Below are 19,100 nucleotides of genomic sequence, written 5' to 3'. Positions count from 1 at the left end.
TGATGGTCGTGGCGCCCCAGCGGGTGCGGAGTTCGCCCGCGATGGCGGCGTGGTATCGGTGTCGCCGCCCGCGCGGACACAGAGTTCGAGGGCGCGGCGGATGGTCCGGGCCAAAACCTTCCGCCGCCTGCGGTTTTTCGCGGCCGATGTACCCGAGGACAAGAGCAGTTTCGTCCTGCCGATATCGGCAGGACGAAACCGGACAAAACTGTGCCCTCACTACGAAGCCATGGCTGGGAAGCGGAGGTCAGCGGCTGTCTGCTGAACTAGCGGGTTCGGGCTGCGCGATCTTGGTGCGCCGCCGGCCACGCACCAGCGCGTCCGCGGTGAAAATCGCCAGCGCCGCCCAGATGAGCGCGAAACCGGCCCACCGCGACGCCGGCATCGGCTCATGCGCGACGGCCACACCCCAGGCCATTTGCAGCGCGGGCGTGAGGTACTGCAGCAGCCCCATGGTCGACAGCGGAACCCGTTGTGCGGCAATGGCGAACAGCAGCAGCGGCAACAGCGTGACCGGACCGGTCGAGACCATCAGTCCGGAATGTGCGATGCCACTGGCGAATTCACTGCGTCCGGTCACCGTGCAGACGATCACGAACGCCAGTGCGAACGGTGCGGCGACCAGACCCTCCGCCGCGATTCCGTGCAGCGCGTCGAGCGGAATCACCTTCTTCACCAGCCCGTAGGTGGCGAATGAACAGGCCAGTGCCAGTGCGATGAGCGGCGGTCGGCCGTAGTCGAAGGTCAGCACGACGACCGCCATCGTACCCAGCCCGAGCGCCGCCCACTGCGCCCTGGCCAACCGCTCACGGAAGATCAGCACGCCGAAGGCCACCGTCACCAGCGGATTGATGAAGTACCCGAGCGCGCATTCCACCACATGCTCGGAAGTGACCCCGTAGACGTACACGCCCCAGTTGATCGACAGCGCCGCGCTGGCCACCGCCGCCATCCGCCAGGTCCGCGGGGCGACTCCGCGCAACCCACCGAGCTGCCCCGAGATCGCCAGCACGACGAGCACCAGCACCAATGTCCACAGAATCCGCTGTGCCACCACCTCGGCCGGATCGGCGAAGGCCAGCAACCCGAAGTACGCCGGAAACAGCCCCCAAATCAGAAATGCACCTGTACCAAATACGACACCTGGGACCGTCCTGCTCTGCTGCACCCTCCGAAGATAGTTCTCGGTAGCCTGGCGGTCATGTCGATTACCGTGCCCCATACGGCCGTCGCCGGGCTGACCGCGGCGGAGGTCGAGCAACGTCGTCGCGACGGGCTGACCAATGACGTGCCGGACCGGGCGAGCCGATCCGTACGCGACATCGTGCGCGCCAATATCTTCACCCGGATCAACGCCATCCTCGGTGTGTTGTTCATCCTGGTGCTGGCGACCGGCTCGATTATCGACGGCATGTTCGGACTGCTGATCATCGCCAATAGCGCGGTCGGCATCATCCAGGAGGTCCGGGCCAAGCGCACGCTGGACCAGTTGGCGATTGTCAGCCAGGCCAAGCCGACCGTGCGCCGCGACGGGCAGTCGCTCGCGGTGGCGCCGAAGGAGGTCGTCCTCGACGATCTGATCGAACTCGGCCCCGGCGACCAGATCGTCGTCGACGGCACGGTTGAGGAGTCCGCCTTGCTCGAGGTCGACGAATCGCTGCTCACCGGTGAGGCCGATCAGGTGGACAAGCCGATCGGCGCGGCGGTGATGTCGGGCAGCTACGTCGTCTCCGGATCCGGCGCCTATCGTGCGACGAAGGTCGGTAAGGACGCCTACGCCGCCAAGCTGGCCGAAGAGGCGAGCAAGTTCTCACTGGTGAAGTCCGAATTGCGTAGCGGTATCGACACCATCCTCCGGGTCATCACCTATCTGTTGATCCCGGCGGGGCTGCTGAGCATCTACAACCAGTTGGTCTCCAGTAAGGAGTCTTGGCGGCCCGCGGTCACCGGCATGGTCGCGGCGCTGGTGCCGATGGTGCCCGAGGGTCTGGTGCTGATGACTTCGGTCGCCTTCGCGGTCGGTGTGGTTCGGCTCGGCCGGCGTAAATGCCTGGTGCAGGAGTTGCCCGCCATCGAGGGGCTGGCTCGCGTCGATGTGGTGTGCGCGGATAAGACCGGCACCCTCACCGAGAACGGGATGCGCCTGTCGGACATCAAGACGCTCGGCACGTTCGACGACGCCGAGGTGCGACGATCCTTGGCCGCCATGGCCGCCGACGATCCGCGCCCCAATGCGAGCGTGCAGGCCATCGCTGAGGAACTCACCGATAAGCCGAATTGGCAGTACACCGCGGTCGCGCCCTTCTCCTCGGCGAAGAAGTGGAGCGGATTCTCCTACGGCGGGCACGGCGACTGGCTGCTGGGCGCGCCCGATGTGCTGCTCGACCCGAGTTCCGAAGATGCCCGCGTCGCAGAGGAACTCGGCTCCTCAGGTCTGCGCATTCTGCTGCTCGCGCGCAGCGATCGTCCGGTCGACGCCGCCGACGCACCGGGCACCGTCGAACCCGCGGCCCTGGTCGTACTCGAGCAGAAGGTGCGCCCCGATGCCCGCGAAACCCTCGATTACTTTGCCAGCCAGCAGGTTTCGATCAAGGTGATTTCCGGCGACAATGCCGTCTCGGTCGGTGCGGTGGCCTCCTCACTCGATCTCAGCGGCAGCGATCACCCGGTCGACGCCCGCGAGTTGCCCGCAGATCGGGCCGCACTCGCCGATGTGCTGGAGCGTGAGACCACCTTCGGTCGGGTGCGTCCGGATCAGAAGCGAGCCATGGTTGGCGCCTTGCAATCTCGCGGCCACACCGTTGCCATGACCGGCGACGGCGTGAACGACGTACTGGCGCTGAAGGATTCCGATATCGGTGTGGCCATGGGTTCGGGTAGTCCGGCCACCCGGGCGGTGGCCCAGATCGTGTTGCTGGACAACAAATTCGCCACCCTGCCGTATGTGGTCGGCGAGGGTCGCCGGGTGATCGGCAATATCGAGCGCGTCTCGAATCTGTTCCTCACCAAGACCGTGTATTCGGTGGTGCTCGCCTTCTTGGTCGGTATCGCCGGTATCGGTTCGCAGATCTTCGACTACGAATCGCTCGGATATCCGTTCCTGCCAAGGCATGTCACGATCGCGGCCTGGTTCACCATCGGCATCCCGGCGTTCATTCTCTCGCTGGCTCCGAACAATGAACGCGCCCGTTCCGGATTCGTGTCGCGGGTCATGCGTTTGGCGATTCCATCGGGTGTGGTGATCGGCATCGCCACCTTCGTCGCCTACCTGATCGCCCACGCTGGGACGTACGACACCCTGGAGCAGCAGAAGGAGCAGACCGGCACCACCGCGCTCATCACCCTGATCATGATCGCGGTGTGGGTGCTGGCCATCGTGGCCCGGCCGTATGTGTGGTGGAAGGTGGTGCTCATCGGCGCCTCGATCCTCGCCTATGTGTTGTTGTTCACAATCCCGTTCACCAGGCATTTCTTCAAACTCGATCCCTCGAATATCGGGCTCACCGCCGCCGCGTTCATCTGCGGCGCCGTCGGCATCGTGCTCGTCGAGGCCGCCTGGTGGATCGCCGCCGCAGCTCGAGGCGAGAGGCATACGCTACTTCCGAGCTCACCGGGCGGGGGCGCCTGAACAGCTTGACGCCTGACCCGTCGCGTTGCGAGATACCTTGTGCGAAGCGATCATTCAGGGTTGGAGTACCTTCTCGACTATGGAGGTATTGCTGCATCAGATCGACGCGTTCGCCGACGCACCGTTCTCGGGCAACCCGGCGGCGGTCATGCCGCTGTCGGTGTGGTTGCCGGACGAGCTGTTGCAACATCTGGCCGAGGAGAACAACCTCGCCGAGACCGCCTTCTACACCTCGCAATTACCCGTCGAGGCAGGCGGTCCACCCGGCGAGTGGCCCGCCGTCCACCTGCGCTGGTTCACCCCGACCAGGGAGGTCGAGATGTGCGGCCATGCCACCATGGCGACGGCCGCGCAGATTCTCGAGGACATCCATCCCGGCGAAGACCGGGTGAGCTTCTTCACACGCAGCGGCTGGCTGCACGTCGACCGCACCGATGACGACGAATACGTACTCGACCTACCCGCGCTGGCATCCAGGGAGGTCACACCCGATCCCGCGCTGGTGGATGCCCTCGGCGTGCGCGCGGTGCGCGCCTACACCGGATTCGACGAGGTGATCGTGGTTGGTTCCGAGCGCGAGGTGCGCGACGCGCGGCCGAATTTCGCCGCCTTCCCGCCGCTCGCCTTCGATGCGGTGATCACTGCGCCCGGCGATACCGTGGACTTCGTCTCCCGGGTCTTCGGCCCGGATCTCGGCGTGGTCGAGGATCCGGTCACAGGGTCGGCACACGCACAGCTGGTTCCGCTGTGGAGCCGCGAGTTCGGCCGGTCCGAACTCACCGCCCGTCAGCTATCGCGGCGCGGCGGCAGGCTGCGCTGTGAACTCGCCGGCGACCGGGTACTGCTCATCGGCCGCTGCCGCCGGTACCTGGATGGTGTTGTGACACTGCCGGATTGACAGCTCGGTGCCGGGATTACGGATCCGGGACGGGACCGTCATCGGTACCCGGCAGCGCGAGGTCCTGGTACTCCGGCAGTAATGGAACGATGGCGAAACTGGTGGCGACCGCGTCGGCTGGCAGGGCCTGTACGGTGCGGATTCCGTTCTGGGCGGTGAGATTTCGCAGTTGCGGTAGCAAGCCGCGGACCACGAGGCCGACGGTGCATGCGCAACCGGCGCGCAGCCGAGCCGCCGATACCGTATTGATGCGGTTGGTGCGATCGTCGGCCGCGGGCTGCGCCAGCAGTTGCCAGGCGGCATTATCGGCGGACGCCACGGCTACCGCGTTTCCCGCGGGCAGTTGAACCGTGACGATCGGGGTGTGCACCCGCGGGATCGACACATGGTGGCTTGCCGCGGCAATGCGCAGGCCGCCACTGTGTGCCGGAATCTGGTCCGGGGTAAGGGGTTCGGTGAACGAGACCAGCGCCCAGTGCTCGTCGTTGTTCGAACCGGACAGCGAATCCTGTGCCCGCGTAAGATAATCCGCGACCGGCTCACCCGGTTCCGGCCCGAGCCGGTCGGTCGAGATACTGGACGGTCGTGGGGGATTGAGCACCCCGAGCACCACGATCAGCACCATGAAACCGACGGCCCCGACGGCAAAGGCAATGCGGCGCAATGCTTCAGGCATTGCGCAACACGTCGAGCGCGTGCTTCAGATCGTCTGGATACTCGCTGGTGATCTCCAGATACCGGCCGTCGGCCGGATGGTTGAACCCCAGCGAGCGCGCATGCAGCCACTGCCGTTCCAGCCCCAGCCGCTCGGCCAGCCGCGGATCCGCACCATAGGTGAGGTCCCCGCAGCAGGGGTGTCGGATCGCGGAGAAATGCACCCGGATCTGGTGAGTGCGCCCGGTTTCCAGATGAATATCGAGCAGGCTGGCGGCCTGGAACGCCTCGACGGTGTCGTAGTGGGTAATGCTCGGGCGTCCGTCCGCGGTGACCGCGAACTTCCAGGCATCGCCGCGCGCCCGGCCGATCGGCGCATCGATGGTGCCGCTGCTCGGATCCGGATGTCCCTGTACCAGCGCGTGATAGCGCTTATCGATGGTGCGCTGCTTGAAGGCCCGCTTGAGCATCGTGTACGCGTGTTCGGACTGTGCGACGACCATGACTCCGGAGGTACCGACATCGAGCCGGTGCACAATGCCCTGCCGCTCGTGCGCACCCGAGGTCGAGATGCGATAGCCCGCCGCGGCCAGGCCGCCGACCACCGTCGGCCCGGTCCAACCGACGCCGGTATGCGCCGCGACGCCGACCGGCTTGTCGACCGCCACGATGTCATCGTCGGCGTAGAGGATCTTCATGCCCTCCACCGGCTCCGGCTCGATGGTGAGTTCGCGCTTCGGTTCCGGGAACTCGACCTCGAGCCAGGCCCCCGCCACGAGCCGATCCGATTTCCCCGCGGCGGCGCCGTCGAGCTGCACCGAACCCTCCTCGGCCAGCGCGGCGACAGCCGTGCGGGACAGGCCGAGCAGTCGGGCCAGCCCGGCGTCGACGCGCATGCCGTCGAGTCCGTCGGGTACCGGCATGGTCCGCGTTTCCCTCATGCCTCATTCCCCTTGCTGCTCGCCGCACCGTTCGCACCGTTGTCCGAGGGCCCGTCGGGCTCCGCGGCGGTTTCGGTGTCGGTTTCTTCGGCGTGGCCGTGTCCGGTGCGCGTGCCATCGGGTTCGAAGCCGAAGACCGTCAGCACCACCAGCAGGATCGCGCCGCAGACGATCGAGGAGTCGGCCAGATTGAATACCGGCCACCAGCCGATGGCGATGAAATCCACCACATGTCCCTGTAGCGGTCCGGGCGCACGGAAGAATCGGTCGACCAGATTGCCGAGTGCGCCGCCGAGCACCATGCCGAGCCCGATCGTCCACCACAGCGAGCGCAGCGTGCGGCCGATGCGGATCACCCCGATCACCACCGCCGAGGCGACCAGGGTCAGCAGCCAGGTCATGCCGGTGGCCATGGAGAACGCCGCGCCCGGGTTGCGTACCAGCGACAACCGCGCGAAATCGCCGATGATCGGCACCGGAACGCCCGGGGTCAGCTCGGCCACGACGATGGTCTTGGTGAGCAGGTCCAGGCCGAGCAATACCACGGCGATGATGATCAGCAGCGCGCGTAGCCGCAGCGGTGTCGCCGACTTTCCCGGATCGGTGGTTCGGATTCGATTTTCTGCGTCGTCGCCGGGTGGTACCGCGTTCTCGGCGGGGTTGTCCTCGGGCGGCCGGTCGTCACTCACGCCGACCATCATCTCTCGAGCAACGATATGCGCTACGCACGCGGTCACCTGCATGTCCCAGCTGACACTCAGGAAGCGGTCGTACTCTGATGTTCGTGACGGTGTTGTCTTCCCCCCACGCACCCCGAATCGCGCGCTCGGGTGTGCTGCTGATGGTGCTGGCGGTCGGATTGTCCGCGTTCGGTATCGGCTGTAGTGACGGTGCCGAGTCGCGCGTCGAGTCCGACGGCACCGAGCCGGTCGGCATCGGCAAGGAAGTGACCGTGCCGATTTCGGCCGCGGTCGCCACGGTCATCTCCGCGGGGGAGGAGCCGCGATCGCTGCTGCGTCCCGACTATCTGCCGGGCACGATGCAACAGGTGACGCTGCGTACCGAGCACCACATCGAGCAGCAGATCAATGATCAGCTGCCGAGTGACTTCTCCACGCCCGCTTTGACGATTCCGATGACGGCGCAGACCGCCGGCGACGGTGTCGAGCTGACTCTCGGCACCATCTCCACACCGGATCCGGCGCTGGCCAAGGCGCTCACCGCCGCCGACGGTTCGCGCGCCGGATTCGATATGAGCGAACTCGGTGCGATCACCGCGCTGCGCCTCGCCCCGGCACCGGATACTTCCAATACCGCCCGCGCGGCCTTGGAACAGGCCTTCTACCAGGCGGTCTACCGTTCGATCACCTTCCCGGACCAACCGGTCGGTGAGGGTGCGGTGTGGACGGTGCGGCAGGAGGTCGACGGCGGTGTCGCACTGGATCAGGTGACCACCGCGACGCTGACCAAGCGTGAGGGCGACCGGCTGACCATCGAACTCGACGTGACCCAGAAGCCGAAGTCGCCGGTCTGGTCGTTGCCCAATGATGCGGGCACCCTCGACATCAAGGATTACGTCATGCAGGGCTCTGGCACGATCACCGTCGATCTGGGCCTGCCGCTGCCGGTCGCGGGTTCCATCACCGTCGGCGGACATCAGGCCTACCGCGACCCACGTAGCGCGAGCATGCTGCAGCAGACGATCAATACACAGGTGACCTGGAACGAATGAGTCCGTAGCGGTTTGTGCCGATCAGACATGTCACACTCGGGTGAGGAATAGGCTCGCACCTGTCCGACAAACGCCTCGATCGGAGGTATCCATGTCCGATGTGAAACCGATCCCCGAGGGTTATCCGGTCGTCTCGCCCGGATTGGCAATCGATGGGGCTGCCGCCGCCATCGACTTCTACAAGAATATTTTCGGCGCATCGGAGCGGATGCGCACGCCGGGACCGGCCGGCAAGATCGCACACTGCGAACTCACTTTCGGCAATTCGCTCATCATGGTCGGCGATCCGGCCCCCGATATGGATTTCCTCGACCCGAAGACGGTCGGCGGCACGCCGGTCAATCTTTACGTCTATGTCGAGGATGCCGACGCCGCCTTCAGCGCCGCCCTCGCCGCGGGTGCCAAGGAGCTGACCCCCATGACCACCCAGTTCTACGGTGATCGCAGCGGTGCGTTCGAGGATCCGTGGGGCCACCGGTGGACCGTCGCCACACACGTCGAGGATGTGCCGCCGGATGAGATGGACCGGCGAATGGCCGAATTGTTCGGCGGGGCCTGAGCGTTCGTGGGATATGAGCCGCGTGGTCGCACTGCCGCGCGGTTGGTTGTTCGCGGTTTCGGGTGGGCTGACCCGCGACGATGGAGTCACCCTCGACGTGCACGGGCTGCTGCGGGAGCGGCTGGGTGGCCGGGCCGTTCACGACCGAACCGTCGAGGCCGAATTTGCTGCCGTGGCAGGCACAGTTGATGATGTCGCCGGAAACCGACGCGACCTTGCAACCCGCATGTGTGCAGGTGGAGGACAGGCCGACGAATGAGCCGACACTCGGCTGGGTGACCACCACATCGCCCTTGATCACACCACCGCCGACCGGCACCTCCGAGGTCGAGGCGATGGTATTCGGCTGTCCGGCGGCTTTGGATGGTTCGGCCGCGGTGGCGTTGTCCTCGCTGTAGGTGGTGCACGCGGTCAGTGCGGCCGCCGGGCGCCGCTGTTCGCATTGTCTACATGGCAGATCCGTCGAACGGTTCGATCGGAGCGTTCGCGGCAGCCGTCCAGCGGCGTGTCACGAGACGTGTCGGTTCTTCCCGCCGGGTTAGTGCGGCAGGGCTGTCAGCAGGAGAAATTCGTCCTGCCGGGCGGTACGGCGACCGTGCTGTGTCAGCGGTCGGGCCGGGGTGTGGTGATGGCGGCGACCAGGTCTCTGGCTTGTGCCGGAGTCAACTCGGTGCCTGCCGTGTGGGCGGTGATGAAGGCCGAATCACCCAGTATGGTGCGGACTTTGGTGGTGGGGCGATCTATGTCGGGGCGTTCGGCGGGCAGGAGTGGGATGCCGTTGGCTATGCGGACGGCCTCGGCCGTTCCCAAAAGGGTTGCGGCGGTTTCATATTCGCCGAGCTCGGCGGCCACGGCGGCCAAGGCCGCAATGGCGAAGGTGGTGTCGCGCGGTGCGGCGATACGTTGGGCACCGTCGAGGGCGGCCAGATGCAGGGCGAGGGCGGCGGCCGGGTCGCGAGGTTCGAGGACGTAGCCGAGTTCGACCTGGAGCATGGGCAGGAACAGAGGTGTTTCGTCGCCGTCGGATGGGGTGAGCTCCAGCAGTTCGCGCAGGATGCGTTCGGCGGCCTCGGATTGGCCGTCGCGTCGGGCGGTAAAGGCGGCGATGACGGCTGCGAACAGGCGGCCGGGGGCGTAGCCGTGCTCGGCGGCGACGCGCTGCGCTTGATCGGCGAGTACGGTGGCGCGGTCGAATTCGGTCTGCTGCATACAGATCCAGCCGAGCCAACACAGATGGGTACAGACCTGTCCCCACAATTCCAACTCCCGGGCCAAACCGAGTGCGTCGCTGTGGATTTCCATCGCACCGATCAGGTCGCCGGTCAATTCGGCCAGACCACCGAGCCATTCGGCCGCCTGCAGCCGACCCCAGCGGTCATCGATTTCGGCGAATATCCGCCCGGCGGCGCGCGCGTGCTCTCCCAGCGCGGACAAGTCGACTCGACTATGCGCCGCCTTGGCCAGCGCCACATGCGCGGTGGCGACGGCCCAGCGATCGCCGAGTTGCTCGCCGCCCAGGAGCGCCTGTTGGATGACCCCCTCCAGTTCGGGGAGGTCACCGGATTCCAAGGCGGAGAACGCGAGGAACAGTGCCGCTCGCGCCCGCCCCGCCGGATTGTCGACGCTATCGAAGGCAGCGAGCACCTCGGCCCGCCGCGCCGCCCCATCGGCGAACTCGCCCTGCTGAAACGCGAACCCGAGTTCCCACGCCAGCGCCCGCGCACGCAATTCCGCTGAACTGCGCTGGCCGGAACCGGTCAACGCCAGTGCGGCGGCGAGCCAGCGTCGCGCTTCGCCGAATCGGCCGCGCAGGAGCCAGTACCACGCGAGAGCGTTGACCATGCGCAGGGCATGTTCCACATCCGCCACGCGCAGGAATCCATCCAGTGCGGTGCGCAGATTCGCGCTCTCGCTGTCGAGTCGGCGTAGCCAGCGCCGCTGGTCCGCGCCGTAGAGTTCGGGTTCGGCCTGCTCGGCGAGGTGCAGATAGTACAGGTGGTGAGCGCGGCACACCGCCTCGAGTTCGCCCACCTCCACTAGTCGGTCCACACTGAAGGCCGCCACCGATTCCAGTAGCCGGTACCGCCGTCCGGACGCGTGCACCAGTGAGCGGTCCACCAACCGTGCGACCACATCGGCGATCGTGGCCGGAATTATGCCACCAGTGGTGACCGCTGCGGTGGCGTTACGGCCATGCGAGGCGGCCGTTGGATTTGCGGCACAAACGGTTTCGGCGGCATCGAGGGTGCATCCGCCCGCATGCACCGCCAATCGGCGCAGCACCGTGCGTTCGGTGTCGTCGAGCAGCCCCCAGCTCCAGTCGATCATGGCGGTGAGCGTCTGTTGTCGCGGCGGGGCACCGCGATGACCGGTGGCCAGCAGGCGGAAGCGATCGTCGAGCCGGGCCACCATTTCGTGTACGCCGAGTGCGCGGACTCGGGTTGCCGCCAGCTCCATGGCCAGTGGGATGCCGTCGAGTCGACGGCACAGGGTGGCAACCGATTCGGCGGTGTCGGCGTCGAGGGTGAAATCGCGGTCGCTCGCGCGGGCGCGGGTGACGAAAAGCTGGACGGCACTGAATTTTTCGAGTTCGGAGAATTCGACGTCGGCGGCGGGCACGGTCAATGGCTCGACCGCGACGATATCTTCGCCGGGCAGCCGCAACTGTTCGCGGCTGGTCGCCAGGATGTGCAGCTTCGGTGCCGCGCCGAGTAGCAGTTCGGCGAGGTCGGCCGCGTGGTCGACGACGTGTTCGCAATTGTCCAGGACAAGTAGCAGTTCCTGATCGGCCAATACCTCGCACAGCAGGTCCGTCGGATCGGCGCCATCGGTGGCGCGAATACCGAGCACCTGCGATACCGCCTCGGCCAGCCAGGAGGTGGCGTCGGTCGAGGTCGGCTGCAATGGCGCGAGTTCGATCAGCCAAGTGCCATGTGGGAAGCGCCCTTTCAGTGCCGCGGCGGTCGTGAGCGCCAGGCGGGTTTTACCGACGCCGCCCGGTCCGGTCAGCGTCACCAGCCTGGTCTGGGATACCGCATCGCGCAGCTGCGCCACATCCTCGTCGCGTCCGATCAATGCGGTGCGCTGGGCCGGAATATTGGAGTTGCGCCGCCGGACCACCTGCTCTGGTCGCGGCGCGGCGATCTCCAGCTCTTGGCCGAGGATCGAGCGCTGCAGCGCAACGAGCTCCGGACTCGGATCCAGACCGAGTTCATCATCGAGATGGCGGCGCAGATCCTCGTAGCTCGCCAGTGCCTCGGCCTGACGTCCGGCGCCGTACAGTGCACGCAATAGCGCGGCCCGAAGTCGTTCGCGCAGTGGATGTTCGTGCACGAAGACCGTGAGATCGCCCGCGACCTCTCGATATTCCCCCAGTGAAAGCCGCGCCTCGGCCAACTCCTCGACCGCGACCAGACGCTGCTCCTCGAGCTGTGCGATAACGGGTTTGGCGAATTCGGCGTCACGGAAATCGGCGAACGCTGGTCCACGCCACAACCCCAGCGCCTCGGTGAGCGCCGCCACGCGGGCGGCCGTATCGGTGGCGGCACGCGCCGTGGCGATCAGCGAGCGGAACCGCAGTGCGTCCACCTCGGCACTGGCCAGCCGGTACCCGGGCGGCGGTGACACCACCAGATCGCGCCCGCCGGGTTCGGCATCCGCGAGCGCCCTGCGCAACTGTGACGCCTTCGCGGCCAGCGTGCCCGCCGGATTGCCCGGCGGATCCTCGGCCCAGATGTCGTCGACGAGCCGGTCCGCCGACACCGGCCCACCACCCGCGACCAGCAGATCCGCCAGCAGTGCACGCACCTTCGCGCCGGGAATCGGCACCACGGTGCCGGTATCGGTCCACACCGTCAACGGACCGAGCACACCAAAACGCATGTGCGCAGCTTAGCGGGGGCCGGTGACCGGAATCGGACCGTAAACAAACCGGAAGCCCATGCGCCCAGAGTTGGTGACAACGCAGCAACACCGACCAAGGAGCCCCATATGAAACTCACTACCGCGATCACCACCACCATCGCAGCCACTGTCGCCGCATTGCTCACCGGCTGCGGATCCGATAGCGCGAACGCCCCGGCCCCGGCCCCGGGCGCCTATGCCGACGTCAACGGCCTGCACATGTACTACGAGGTGCACGGCCCCGCAACCGATCAGCCCCCGCTCGTCCTGCTGCACGGCGCCCTCTCCGGCATCGGGACCGATTTCGGCCAGCTGATTCCGGAATTGTCCAAGACCCGCCGTGTCATCGCGATCGAACAGCAGGCGCACGGCCACACCGCCGATATCGACCGCCCACTGCGCTACGAACAGATGGCCGAAGACACTGTCGCCCTGCTGCACAGCATCGGTGTGCGGCAGGCTGATATCTTCGGCTACAGCATGGGCGGCGGCGTCGCACTGCAGATCGCGCTCACCCATCCGGACCTGGTGCGCAAGCAGATCATCGCCGCGGCCAGCCTCGATGTGAACGGCATGAAACCCGGTCTGATGGCAGACATCGCCGAAATTCAGCCCGAAATGCTGTACGGCACACCGTTCCACAACGACTACATCGCGAATGCGCCTCGCCCCGAAGACTTCCCGCGCTTGGTCGCCAAGGTCGGCGAACAGGACAAGAACGCGACCCCGACCTTCCCGGTCGAGGCCGTCCGCCGGATCACCGCACCGACCTTGACGATGGTCGGTGACGCCGACATCATCCGGCCCGAGCATGCCGTCGAAATGTTCCGCGTCTTCGGCGGCGGCGCGATGGGTGACACCCCGGCGGGTTTGCCGAACGCACAACTGGCCATCCTGCCCGGCACCTCGCATATCACCCTGGTCCACCGCCCCGACCTGCTGCTGTCGATCATTCCGGCATTCCTCGACGCGCCGATCAAGGCCGCACAGTGACCGAGCACTCGATCGAGGCGCTACCTTGTGCGCAGTCCGAGGTAGCGCGGCAGCGCCTGCGCATCGCGATGATCATCGGCAGCACGCGGTCCGGCCGCTTCGGCCCGACCGTCGCCGACTGGCTGGCGGGCCGAGTCCAGCGTCGCCGTGATCTCGACCTGGACACCATCGACCTCGCCAGCGCCGGGCTGCCCGATGAGCTGGCCGATCATGACGATCCGACTCCCGCACCGGTGCGCGAAATCGGGCAGCGCCTGGCCGCCGCCGACGCCTTCATCGTCATCACGCCCGAGTACAACGGCAGCTTCCCGGCCGCGCTGAAGAACGCGATCGACTGGTTCGATGCGGAATGGGCGGCCAAACCGGTCACCGTCGTCAGCTACGGCCGCGACTCCGACGGCAGCCGCGCCACCGCTCAACTGCGGCAGATATTCGCAGAACTCAATGCCGTCCCGATCCGCCGTACGGTTGCGGTCGCGCGGGCCTGGCAGCGCTTCGGCGCCGACGGTAGTTGGCCCCGTCGCGACCCCGAACTCGAAGCTGCGGTGTGCGCTGCGTTGGACCAAATCACCTGGTGGGCAACGGCTTTGCGGGCAGCCCGCGCGCGGGACGACTTCGTCGCCTAACAGGCCTGGTGCGGTGCGGTCATCCGGTGGGCGAGCAGAAAACGCATCAGGTTGCGCTGGACCTCGATGCCCCCGTCGTCCTGAACGATGCGCGCCCCGATCGAATGCTCGGCGAGCAGCGGCGTCGTGAATTGCGCCATTTCACATCCGCGCGGACTGTCGTAGTGCTCGGCGGTGAGCGGGATCGGGACACCCGGTCCGGCGAGCTGAACCTGCAGACCCGTCGGCAGGGTCGGCACCGAATCCGGATCTGCGAGGTTGCCGGCCTCGCGCCACAGCGCCAGATTGCTGCGGCCGATCGCGTAGTTGCTGATCTGGTCGAAGAGGGTCTGCAGGAAGTACGTCGGCATCGGGCGGGCGCGTGCACCCATAGTGTCGATGATCAGTTGGCCGCCGAGTTGGGCTCGATAGGGCGCAACGGCCATCGGGGCGATTGCCGCGTAGAGGTCCGGGTAGGCGGCGCCGAGATTGGTGGTCATCGCCCCACCCGCGGAGTATCCGCCGAGATAGACGCGCGAGCGATCGAGTGCGAATGCGTCGATGAGCGTGGTGGTGATGCCCGCGATGATGGACGGCTCGCCTTGGTTGCGTTCGCGGCTCTCGGCCTCGTCCCAGTTCCAGCAGACGTGCTCATTGGCCGCTTGGTCCTGGATCGGATAGGCGAGGACGAAACCCATTTCGTCGGCGACGCGGGTGAGCGAGAATCCGGTCGGCTGGGTGTCGGTGAGCGGGTCGTCACAACCGTGCAGGTACACCATCAGCGGCCTACCCGCACTGCCACCCGGCGGTATGTGCAGGTAGTAGCAGCGGGTGCCCGCGGTGTTGGTATAGCAGCGTTTGTCTATCTGGGCTTGCGCGCGCGGTGTACCGAGCAGCACGGCAGCGGTGGCGATCAGGAAGGCGCCGAAGACAGCGCCGAGACGGATCGCGGCTATTCGCACGTCGGGATTGTAGCCGGGTGCGCCAGGTTCGCGGCGGATCTCGGCGTCGAGTCCGCGACGCGGCGGGACGGACCCGGTCCCCCTCATCAGTGTGGTCCGGGTCCGCCCGGGGGCGTCGCCTATCCGCGGGCGATGGCCTCGAAGACCTTCGGATCGACGAGGGTCGACGTATCGCCGAGTTCGCGACCCTCTGCGACATCGCGGAGCAGGCGGCGCATGATCTTGCCGCTGCGGGTTTTCGGCAGTTCCGGGACGATATGGATCTCCCTCGGTCGGGCGATGGGGCTGATCTCCTGGGAGACAGCGGCTTTGAGCTCACCGATCAGCGCATCGCCGCTGTTGTGCGCACCTGCGGTGAGGATGACGAAGGCGACGATGGCCTGGCCGGTGGTGGCGTCGTTCGCACCGACCACCGCGGCCTCCGCGACCGAGACGTGCCCGACCAGCGCGGATTCCACCTCGGCGGTGGAGATCCGGTGCCCGGAGACGTTCATGACATCGTCGACCCGGCCGAGCACCCAGAGGTCGCCATTGTCGTCGAGCTTGGCGCCGTCACCGGCGAAATACCAACCGCGGTCGGCGAATCGGTCCCAGTAGGTCTCGCGGAACCGATCCATATCGCCCCAGATCCCGCGCAGCATCGATGGCCACGGCTGATCCAGTACCAGCAACCCGGACCGGCCGTGGTCGAGTTCGACGCCGTAGTCATCGACGATCTTCGCGGAGATGCCGGGCAGCGGTGTCATCGCGGCGCCCGGCTTCGCGGCGGTGACACCGGGCAGCGGGGAGATCATGATGGCGCCGGTCTCGGTCTGCCACCAGGTGTCCACAATGGGAGTCCGATTGCCGCCCAACACCTCTCGGTACCAGCGCCAGGCCTCGGGATTGATCGGTTCGCCGACGCTGCCGAGCAGCCGCAGCGAGGTGAGGTCGTGCGCGTCCGGAATCTCACGACCCCACTTCATGAAGGTCCGCACCAAGGTGGGGGCGGTGTAATAGATGGTGACGCCGTACTTTTCGATGATGTCGAAATGCCGGTGCTCATCGGGAGAGTTGGGGGTGCCCTCGTAGACGACCTGGGTCGCGCGGTTGGCGAGCGGTCCGTAGACGATATAGCTGTGTCCGGTAACCCAGCCGATGTCGGCGGTGCACCAGTAGACGTCCTGTCCCGCTCGGTGATCGAAGACGTTGTGGTGGGTGTAGGCGGCCTGGGTCAGATAGCCGCCGGTGGTGTGCAGGATGCCCTTGGGTTTTCCGGTCGTGCCCGAGGTGTAGAGGATGAACAGCGGATGCTCGGCATCGAAGGCCTGCGCCTCGTGATCGGGGGACGCGTTGGCGACGGTGTCGTGCCACCACAGATCGCGGCCCTCGGTCCACGGCACCTCGATATCGGTGCGCCGCACCGTGAGCACGTGCTCGACGGTGTGCTCACCATCGGCCAGCGCCTCGTCGACCGCGGCCTTCAACGGCGCGGCGGTACCGCGACGCCACTGGCCGTCGGTAGTGATCACCAATCGAGCACCGGCATCATCGACCCGTTGGCGCAGGGCGGTCGGCGAGAATCCGGCGAATACCACCGAATGGGTGAGCCCGAGCCGGGCACAGGCCAGCATGGCGACGATCGCCTCCGGCACCATCGGCATATAGATGGCGACTCGATCGCCGGTCTGCAGCCCGAGCTCGGTGAAATAGTTCGCCGCCCTGGATACTTCGGCGAGCAACTCGCCATAGGTGATATCGCGGGAGTCCCCCGGCTCACCCTCCCAATGGATGGCCACCTGCTCGCCGAAACCATCGAGTACATGCCGGTCCACACAGTTGTAGGCGACATTGAGTTTGCCGTCGACAAACCATTTCGCGACCGGCGCGCCGCTCCAGTCGAGGACCCGCGTCCACGGTTGATGCCAGTGCAACCGCCGAGCCTGTTCGGCCCAGAACTCCAGCCGATCGGCGGCGGCGCGCTCATACAGTGCCGCATCGGCATTGGCGTTCGCGGCGAATGCCGTATCCGGTGGGTAGGTGGTCGGGTCGGTGGTTGCGCTGGTCAACGTCTATTCTTCCTCTCGAAATAACAAGGGCGGCAGGCTCTGCTCGGATGCGCTCAGTGCACGACCGCCTTTTCCGCGCCGACACCGGTGAGCGAACGAACCTCCATCTCGGACTGCTTCGCCGGATCCTCCGGTTTACCGCCGCCGAGGAAGGTGCCGATCACACCGAGCGCGAAAGCCAATGGGATGGAGACGATTCCGGGGTTCGACAGCGGGAACCAATCGAAACTCGAACCCGGAATCATCGAGGTCTTCGTCCCGGATACCGCGGGGGAGAACACGATGAGCACGATGGTCGAGATCAGGCCGCCGTACATGCTGAACAGGGCGCCGGTGGTATTGAACCGCTTCCAGAACAGCGAGAACACGATGGTCGGCAGATTCGCCGCCGCCGCGACCGCGAAGGCCAGCGCCACCAGGAACGCGATGTTCTGGCCGTTGGCCAGGATGCCGAGGCCGATGGCCAGCGCACCGATCACCACCGCGGTGATCCGGGACACCTTGACCTGCTTGTTCTCGTCGACCTGCCCCTTCTTGAGCACGCTCGCGTAGATATCGTGCGCAAACGACGCAGAGGCGGTGATGGTCAGCCCCGCGACAACCGCGAGGATAGTGGCGAAGGCGACCGCGGAAATAATGCCGAGCAGGATGACGCCGCCGAGTTCGAAGGCCAGCAGTGGCGCCGCCGAATTCTGGCCGCCCGCCGAAGCGAGAATGCGATCCGGTCCGACAATGGCGGCCGCACCGTAACCGAGCACCAGGGTGAACAGATAGAACGCGCCGATCAGGCCGATTGCCCAAACCACCGAGCGCCGCGCCTCTTTCGCGGTCGGCACGGTGTAGAAGCGCATCAGCACATGCGGCAGACCCGCGGTGCCGAGCACCAGCGCCAGGCCGAGCGAGACGAAGTTCAGCTTGGAGGTCGCGCTGCCGCCGTACTGGGCACCGGGGGCGAGCACGTCACGGGCGGCCACGCCCTTGGTCTTCGAGCCGTGTACCGCGTCCTGTGCCGAGCCGAGGATGTCGGAGAAATTGAAGCCGAACTTGGCTAATACCATCACCGTCATCAGCGCCGCGCCGGCAATGAGCAACACCGCCTTGATGATCTGCACCCACGTGGTGCCTTTCATGCCGCCGACCAGCACGTAGACGATCATCAGTACGCCGACGACGGCGATGACGATGCTCTGTCCGGTCTTATCGGAGATATCGAGCAGCAGCGCGACCAGACCACCCGCGCCCGCCATCTGGGCCAGCAGATAGAACAGTGACACCGCGAGCGTGGTCAGTGCGGCAGCGGTACGTACCGGACCTTCCTGCAACCGGAAGCTCAATACGTCGGCCATGGTGAATTTGCCGGTGTTCCTGAGCATTTCGGCGACCAGCAGCAGTGCGACCAGCCAGGCCACCAGGAAGCCGATCGAGTACAGAAACCCGTCGTAGCCGTACACGGCGATGGCGCCGGCGATGCCGAGAAAGCTTGCGGCGGAAAGGTAATCGCCGGCGATGGCGATGCCGTTCTGCGGGCCGGAGAACCCGCGGCCGCCGGTGAAGTAGTCGGCGGCGGTGCGGTTATTGCGGCTGGCCCGGATCACCACGATCATGGTGATCGCCACGAACAGACCGAAAATGGCGATATTCGCGGCGGGATTGCCGACCGCCTCGGCAGCGGACAGATACTGAATGCTCACGCCCGGTCTCCCTCGAGATAGTTGCGGATCGACGCGGCGCGCGGATCCAGTTCCTTAGTGGCGAACCGGACATACAGCCAGGTGATCACGAACGTCGAGACGAATTGCCCGAGGCCGAGCAGCAGGCCGAGGTTGATATCGCCGATGACCTGGGTGGCCATGAAGTCGTGCGCGTAAGCGCCGAGCAGCACATAGCTCAGGTACCAGACCAGGAATAGTGCGGTCATTGGAAAGATGAAGCGGCGCAACCGACTTCGCAATTCCTGGAACTGGGGACTCGACTGGACGGCGGCGAACTCCTCCGCCGTCGGCGTGCGCCGCGGCGGCGTGCCATCTTTGTCGAGGTCGATACTGGTCATCGCAGGGTCCTAGCGTGTGACGTGGCTTACTACCTGCCGACCATAAGGGGTGGCCCGTGAAGGATTTATGATGTGGCGTGGATCACTCTGTGAAGGCGCCGGTTTATGCGGTGAACGGTCGGCTGGC

The 19,100-nt window shown here is 66.1% G+C and carries 16 protein-coding genes and 1 pseudogene; 7 read left to right on the top strand and 10 right to left on the bottom strand.

What is annotated here, in order from left to right; all coding sequences use genetic code 11:
- Nucleotides 1–247: 247 nt before the first annotated feature.
- Nucleotides 248–1,168: an EamA family transporter RarD gene (gene rarD, locus AB0L63_RS27770; protein ID WP_364506411.1), complete on the bottom strand. Its 921-nt coding sequence runs from the start codon at nucleotides 1,166–1,168 to the stop codon at nucleotides 248–250.
- A 33-nt stretch (nucleotides 1,169–1,201) separates the two neighbouring features.
- On the opposite strand from rarD, the gene AB0L63_RS27765 reads away from it, so the two are divergent.
- Both AB0L63_RS27765 and AB0L63_RS27760 read left to right on the top strand, forming a co-directional pair.
- Nucleotides 1,202–3,628, top strand: coding sequence for an HAD-IC family P-type ATPase (locus AB0L63_RS27765; protein WP_364506409.1), 2,427 nt, complete (start codon nucleotides 1,202–1,204; stop codon nucleotides 3,626–3,628).
- Nucleotides 3,629–3,707: 79 nt separating this feature from the next.
- Nucleotides 3,708–4,526, top strand: a complete 819-nt coding sequence (locus AB0L63_RS27760) for a PhzF family phenazine biosynthesis protein (RefSeq protein WP_364506406.1) — start codon at nucleotides 3,708–3,710, stop codon at nucleotides 4,524–4,526.
- A gap of 16 nt (nucleotides 4,527–4,542) precedes the next feature.
- On the opposite strand, the gene AB0L63_RS27755 is transcribed toward AB0L63_RS27760, so the two are convergent.
- From AB0L63_RS27755 to lspA, 3 genes are read right to left on the bottom strand one after another with little or no spacing between them, the layout of a single operon-like run.
- On the bottom strand, nucleotides 4,543–5,202 hold the full coding sequence (locus tag AB0L63_RS27755) for a hypothetical protein (protein WP_364506404.1): 660 nt from the start codon (nucleotides 5,200–5,202) through the stop codon (nucleotides 4,543–4,545).
- Nucleotides 5,195–6,121 (bottom strand): RluA family pseudouridine synthase, encoded by a 927-nt coding sequence (locus AB0L63_RS27750; RefSeq protein WP_364506402.1) that lies wholly within the window; start codon nucleotides 6,119–6,121, stop codon nucleotides 5,195–5,197. The genes AB0L63_RS27755 and AB0L63_RS27750 overlap by 8 nt, the downstream gene beginning before the upstream one ends.
- Complete coding sequence (gene lspA, locus AB0L63_RS27745) at nucleotides 6,118–6,810, bottom strand: signal peptidase II (protein WP_364506399.1); 693 nt, start codon at nucleotides 6,808–6,810, stop codon at nucleotides 6,118–6,120. Before lspA ends, AB0L63_RS27750 begins: the two co-directional genes overlap by 4 nt.
- 101 nt (nucleotides 6,811–6,911) lie before the next feature.
- On the opposite strand from lspA, the gene AB0L63_RS27740 reads away from it, so the two are divergent.
- The gene (locus AB0L63_RS27740; RefSeq protein WP_364506396.1) at nucleotides 6,912–7,853 is read left to right on the top strand and encodes a hypothetical protein; all 942 of its coding nucleotides are present in this window, start codon (nucleotides 6,912–6,914) and stop codon (nucleotides 7,851–7,853) included.
- 91 nt (nucleotides 7,854–7,944) lie between these two features.
- On the top strand, nucleotides 7,945–8,412 hold the full coding sequence (locus tag AB0L63_RS27735; protein ID WP_364506394.1) for a VOC family protein: 468 nt from the start codon (nucleotides 7,945–7,947) through the stop codon (nucleotides 8,410–8,412).
- Nucleotides 8,413–8,581: 169 nt separating this feature from the next.
- Here AB0L63_RS27735 and AB0L63_RS27730 read toward each other — a convergent pair.
- Nucleotides 8,582–8,695, bottom strand: a pseudogene (locus tag AB0L63_RS27730) (Rieske 2Fe-2S domain-containing protein); the annotation flags it as partial.
- Between AB0L63_RS27730 and AB0L63_RS27725 the strand changes: the two are divergent.
- Nucleotides 8,688–8,810: a hypothetical protein gene (locus tag AB0L63_RS27725; protein WP_364506391.1), complete on the top strand. Its 123-nt coding sequence runs from the start codon at nucleotides 8,688–8,690 to the stop codon at nucleotides 8,808–8,810. The pseudogene AB0L63_RS27730 and the gene AB0L63_RS27725 overlap by 8 nt on opposite strands.
- A gap of 205 nt (nucleotides 8,811–9,015) precedes the next feature.
- Here the strand turns inward: AB0L63_RS27725 and AB0L63_RS27720 are convergent, their stop codons facing one another.
- Entirely contained in the window at nucleotides 9,016–12,294 is a 3,279-nt protein-coding gene (locus AB0L63_RS27720; protein ID WP_364506388.1) for a BTAD domain-containing putative transcriptional regulator, read from the bottom strand.
- 108 nt (nucleotides 12,295–12,402) lie between these two features.
- Here AB0L63_RS27720 and AB0L63_RS27715 point away from each other — a divergent pair, with 108 nt between their 5' ends.
- Together AB0L63_RS27715 and AB0L63_RS27710 are read left to right on the top strand one after the other, a co-directional pair.
- Nucleotides 12,403–13,308 carry an alpha/beta hydrolase gene (locus tag AB0L63_RS27715; protein WP_364506385.1) on the top strand — a complete coding sequence of 302 codons (906 nt, stop codon included), beginning with the start codon at nucleotides 12,403–12,405 and terminating at the stop codon, nucleotides 13,306–13,308.
- Nucleotides 13,305–13,934, top strand: a complete 630-nt coding sequence (locus AB0L63_RS27710; RefSeq protein ID WP_364506382.1) for an NAD(P)H-dependent oxidoreductase — start codon at nucleotides 13,305–13,307, stop codon at nucleotides 13,932–13,934. The genes AB0L63_RS27715 and AB0L63_RS27710 overlap by 4 nt, the downstream gene beginning before the upstream one ends.
- On the opposite strand, the gene AB0L63_RS27705 is transcribed toward AB0L63_RS27710, so the two are convergent.
- The 4 genes from AB0L63_RS27705 to AB0L63_RS27690 all read right to left on the bottom strand — a co-directional run bounded on the left by AB0L63_RS27705 (nucleotide 13,931) and on the right by AB0L63_RS27690 (nucleotide 18,973).
- Nucleotides 13,931–14,875: a PHB depolymerase family esterase gene (locus AB0L63_RS27705; protein WP_364506379.1), complete on the bottom strand. Its 945-nt coding sequence runs from the start codon at nucleotides 14,873–14,875 to the stop codon at nucleotides 13,931–13,933. The genes AB0L63_RS27710 and AB0L63_RS27705 overlap by 4 nt on opposite strands.
- Nucleotides 14,876–14,994: 119 nt before the next feature.
- Nucleotides 14,995–16,923, bottom strand: coding sequence for an acetate--CoA ligase (acs, locus tag AB0L63_RS27700; protein WP_364506376.1), 1,929 nt, complete (start codon nucleotides 16,921–16,923; stop codon nucleotides 14,995–14,997).
- Nucleotides 16,924–16,976: 53 nt separating this feature from the next.
- On the bottom strand, nucleotides 16,977–18,614 hold the full coding sequence (locus AB0L63_RS27695) for a cation acetate symporter (RefSeq protein WP_364506373.1): 1,638 nt from the start codon (nucleotides 18,612–18,614) through the stop codon (nucleotides 16,977–16,979).
- Nucleotides 18,611–18,973, bottom strand: a complete 363-nt coding sequence (locus AB0L63_RS27690) for a DUF485 domain-containing protein (RefSeq protein WP_364506370.1) — start codon at nucleotides 18,971–18,973, stop codon at nucleotides 18,611–18,613. The genes AB0L63_RS27695 and AB0L63_RS27690 overlap by 4 nt, the downstream gene beginning before the upstream one ends.
- Between the last annotated feature and the right edge of the window lie 127 nt (nucleotides 18,974–19,100).

This window comes from Nocardia sp. NPDC051990 (genome assembly GCF_040680755.1).
Lineage (GTDB): Bacteria > Actinomycetota > Actinomycetes > Mycobacteriales > Mycobacteriaceae > Nocardia.
The sequence above is the reverse complement of the archived record's forward strand: the minus strand, read 5'-3'. Positions and strand labels throughout refer to the sequence as shown.

Excerpts from the sequence above, each read along its gene's own strand:
- AB0L63_RS27760 (WP_364506406.1), top strand. The coding sequence starts at position 3,708 with ATGGAGGTATTGCTGCATCAGATCGACGCGTTCGCCGACGCACCGTTC.
- AB0L63_RS27755 (WP_364506404.1), bottom strand. The coding sequence starts at position 5,202 with ATGCCTGAAGCATTGCGCCGCATTGCCTTTGCCGTCGGGGCCGTCGGT.
- AB0L63_RS27750 (WP_364506402.1), bottom strand. The coding sequence starts at position 6,121 with ATGAGGGAAACGCGGACCATGCCGGTACCCGACGGACTCGACGGCATG.
- AB0L63_RS27720 (WP_364506388.1), bottom strand. The coding sequence starts at position 12,294 with ATGCGTTTTGGTGTGCTCGGTCCGTTGACGGTGTGGACCGATACCGGC.
- AB0L63_RS27765 (WP_364506409.1), top strand. The coding sequence starts at position 1,202 with ATGTCGATTACCGTGCCCCATACGGCCGTCGCCGGGCTGACCGCGGCG.
- AB0L63_RS27690 (WP_364506370.1), bottom strand. The coding sequence starts at position 18,973 with ATGACCAGTATCGACCTCGACAAAGATGGCACGCCGCCGCGGCGCACG.
- AB0L63_RS27715 (WP_364506385.1), top strand. The coding sequence starts at position 12,403 with ATGAAACTCACTACCGCGATCACCACCACCATCGCAGCCACTGTCGCC.
- AB0L63_RS27735 (WP_364506394.1), top strand. The coding sequence starts at position 7,945 with ATGTCCGATGTGAAACCGATCCCCGAGGGTTATCCGGTCGTCTCGCCC.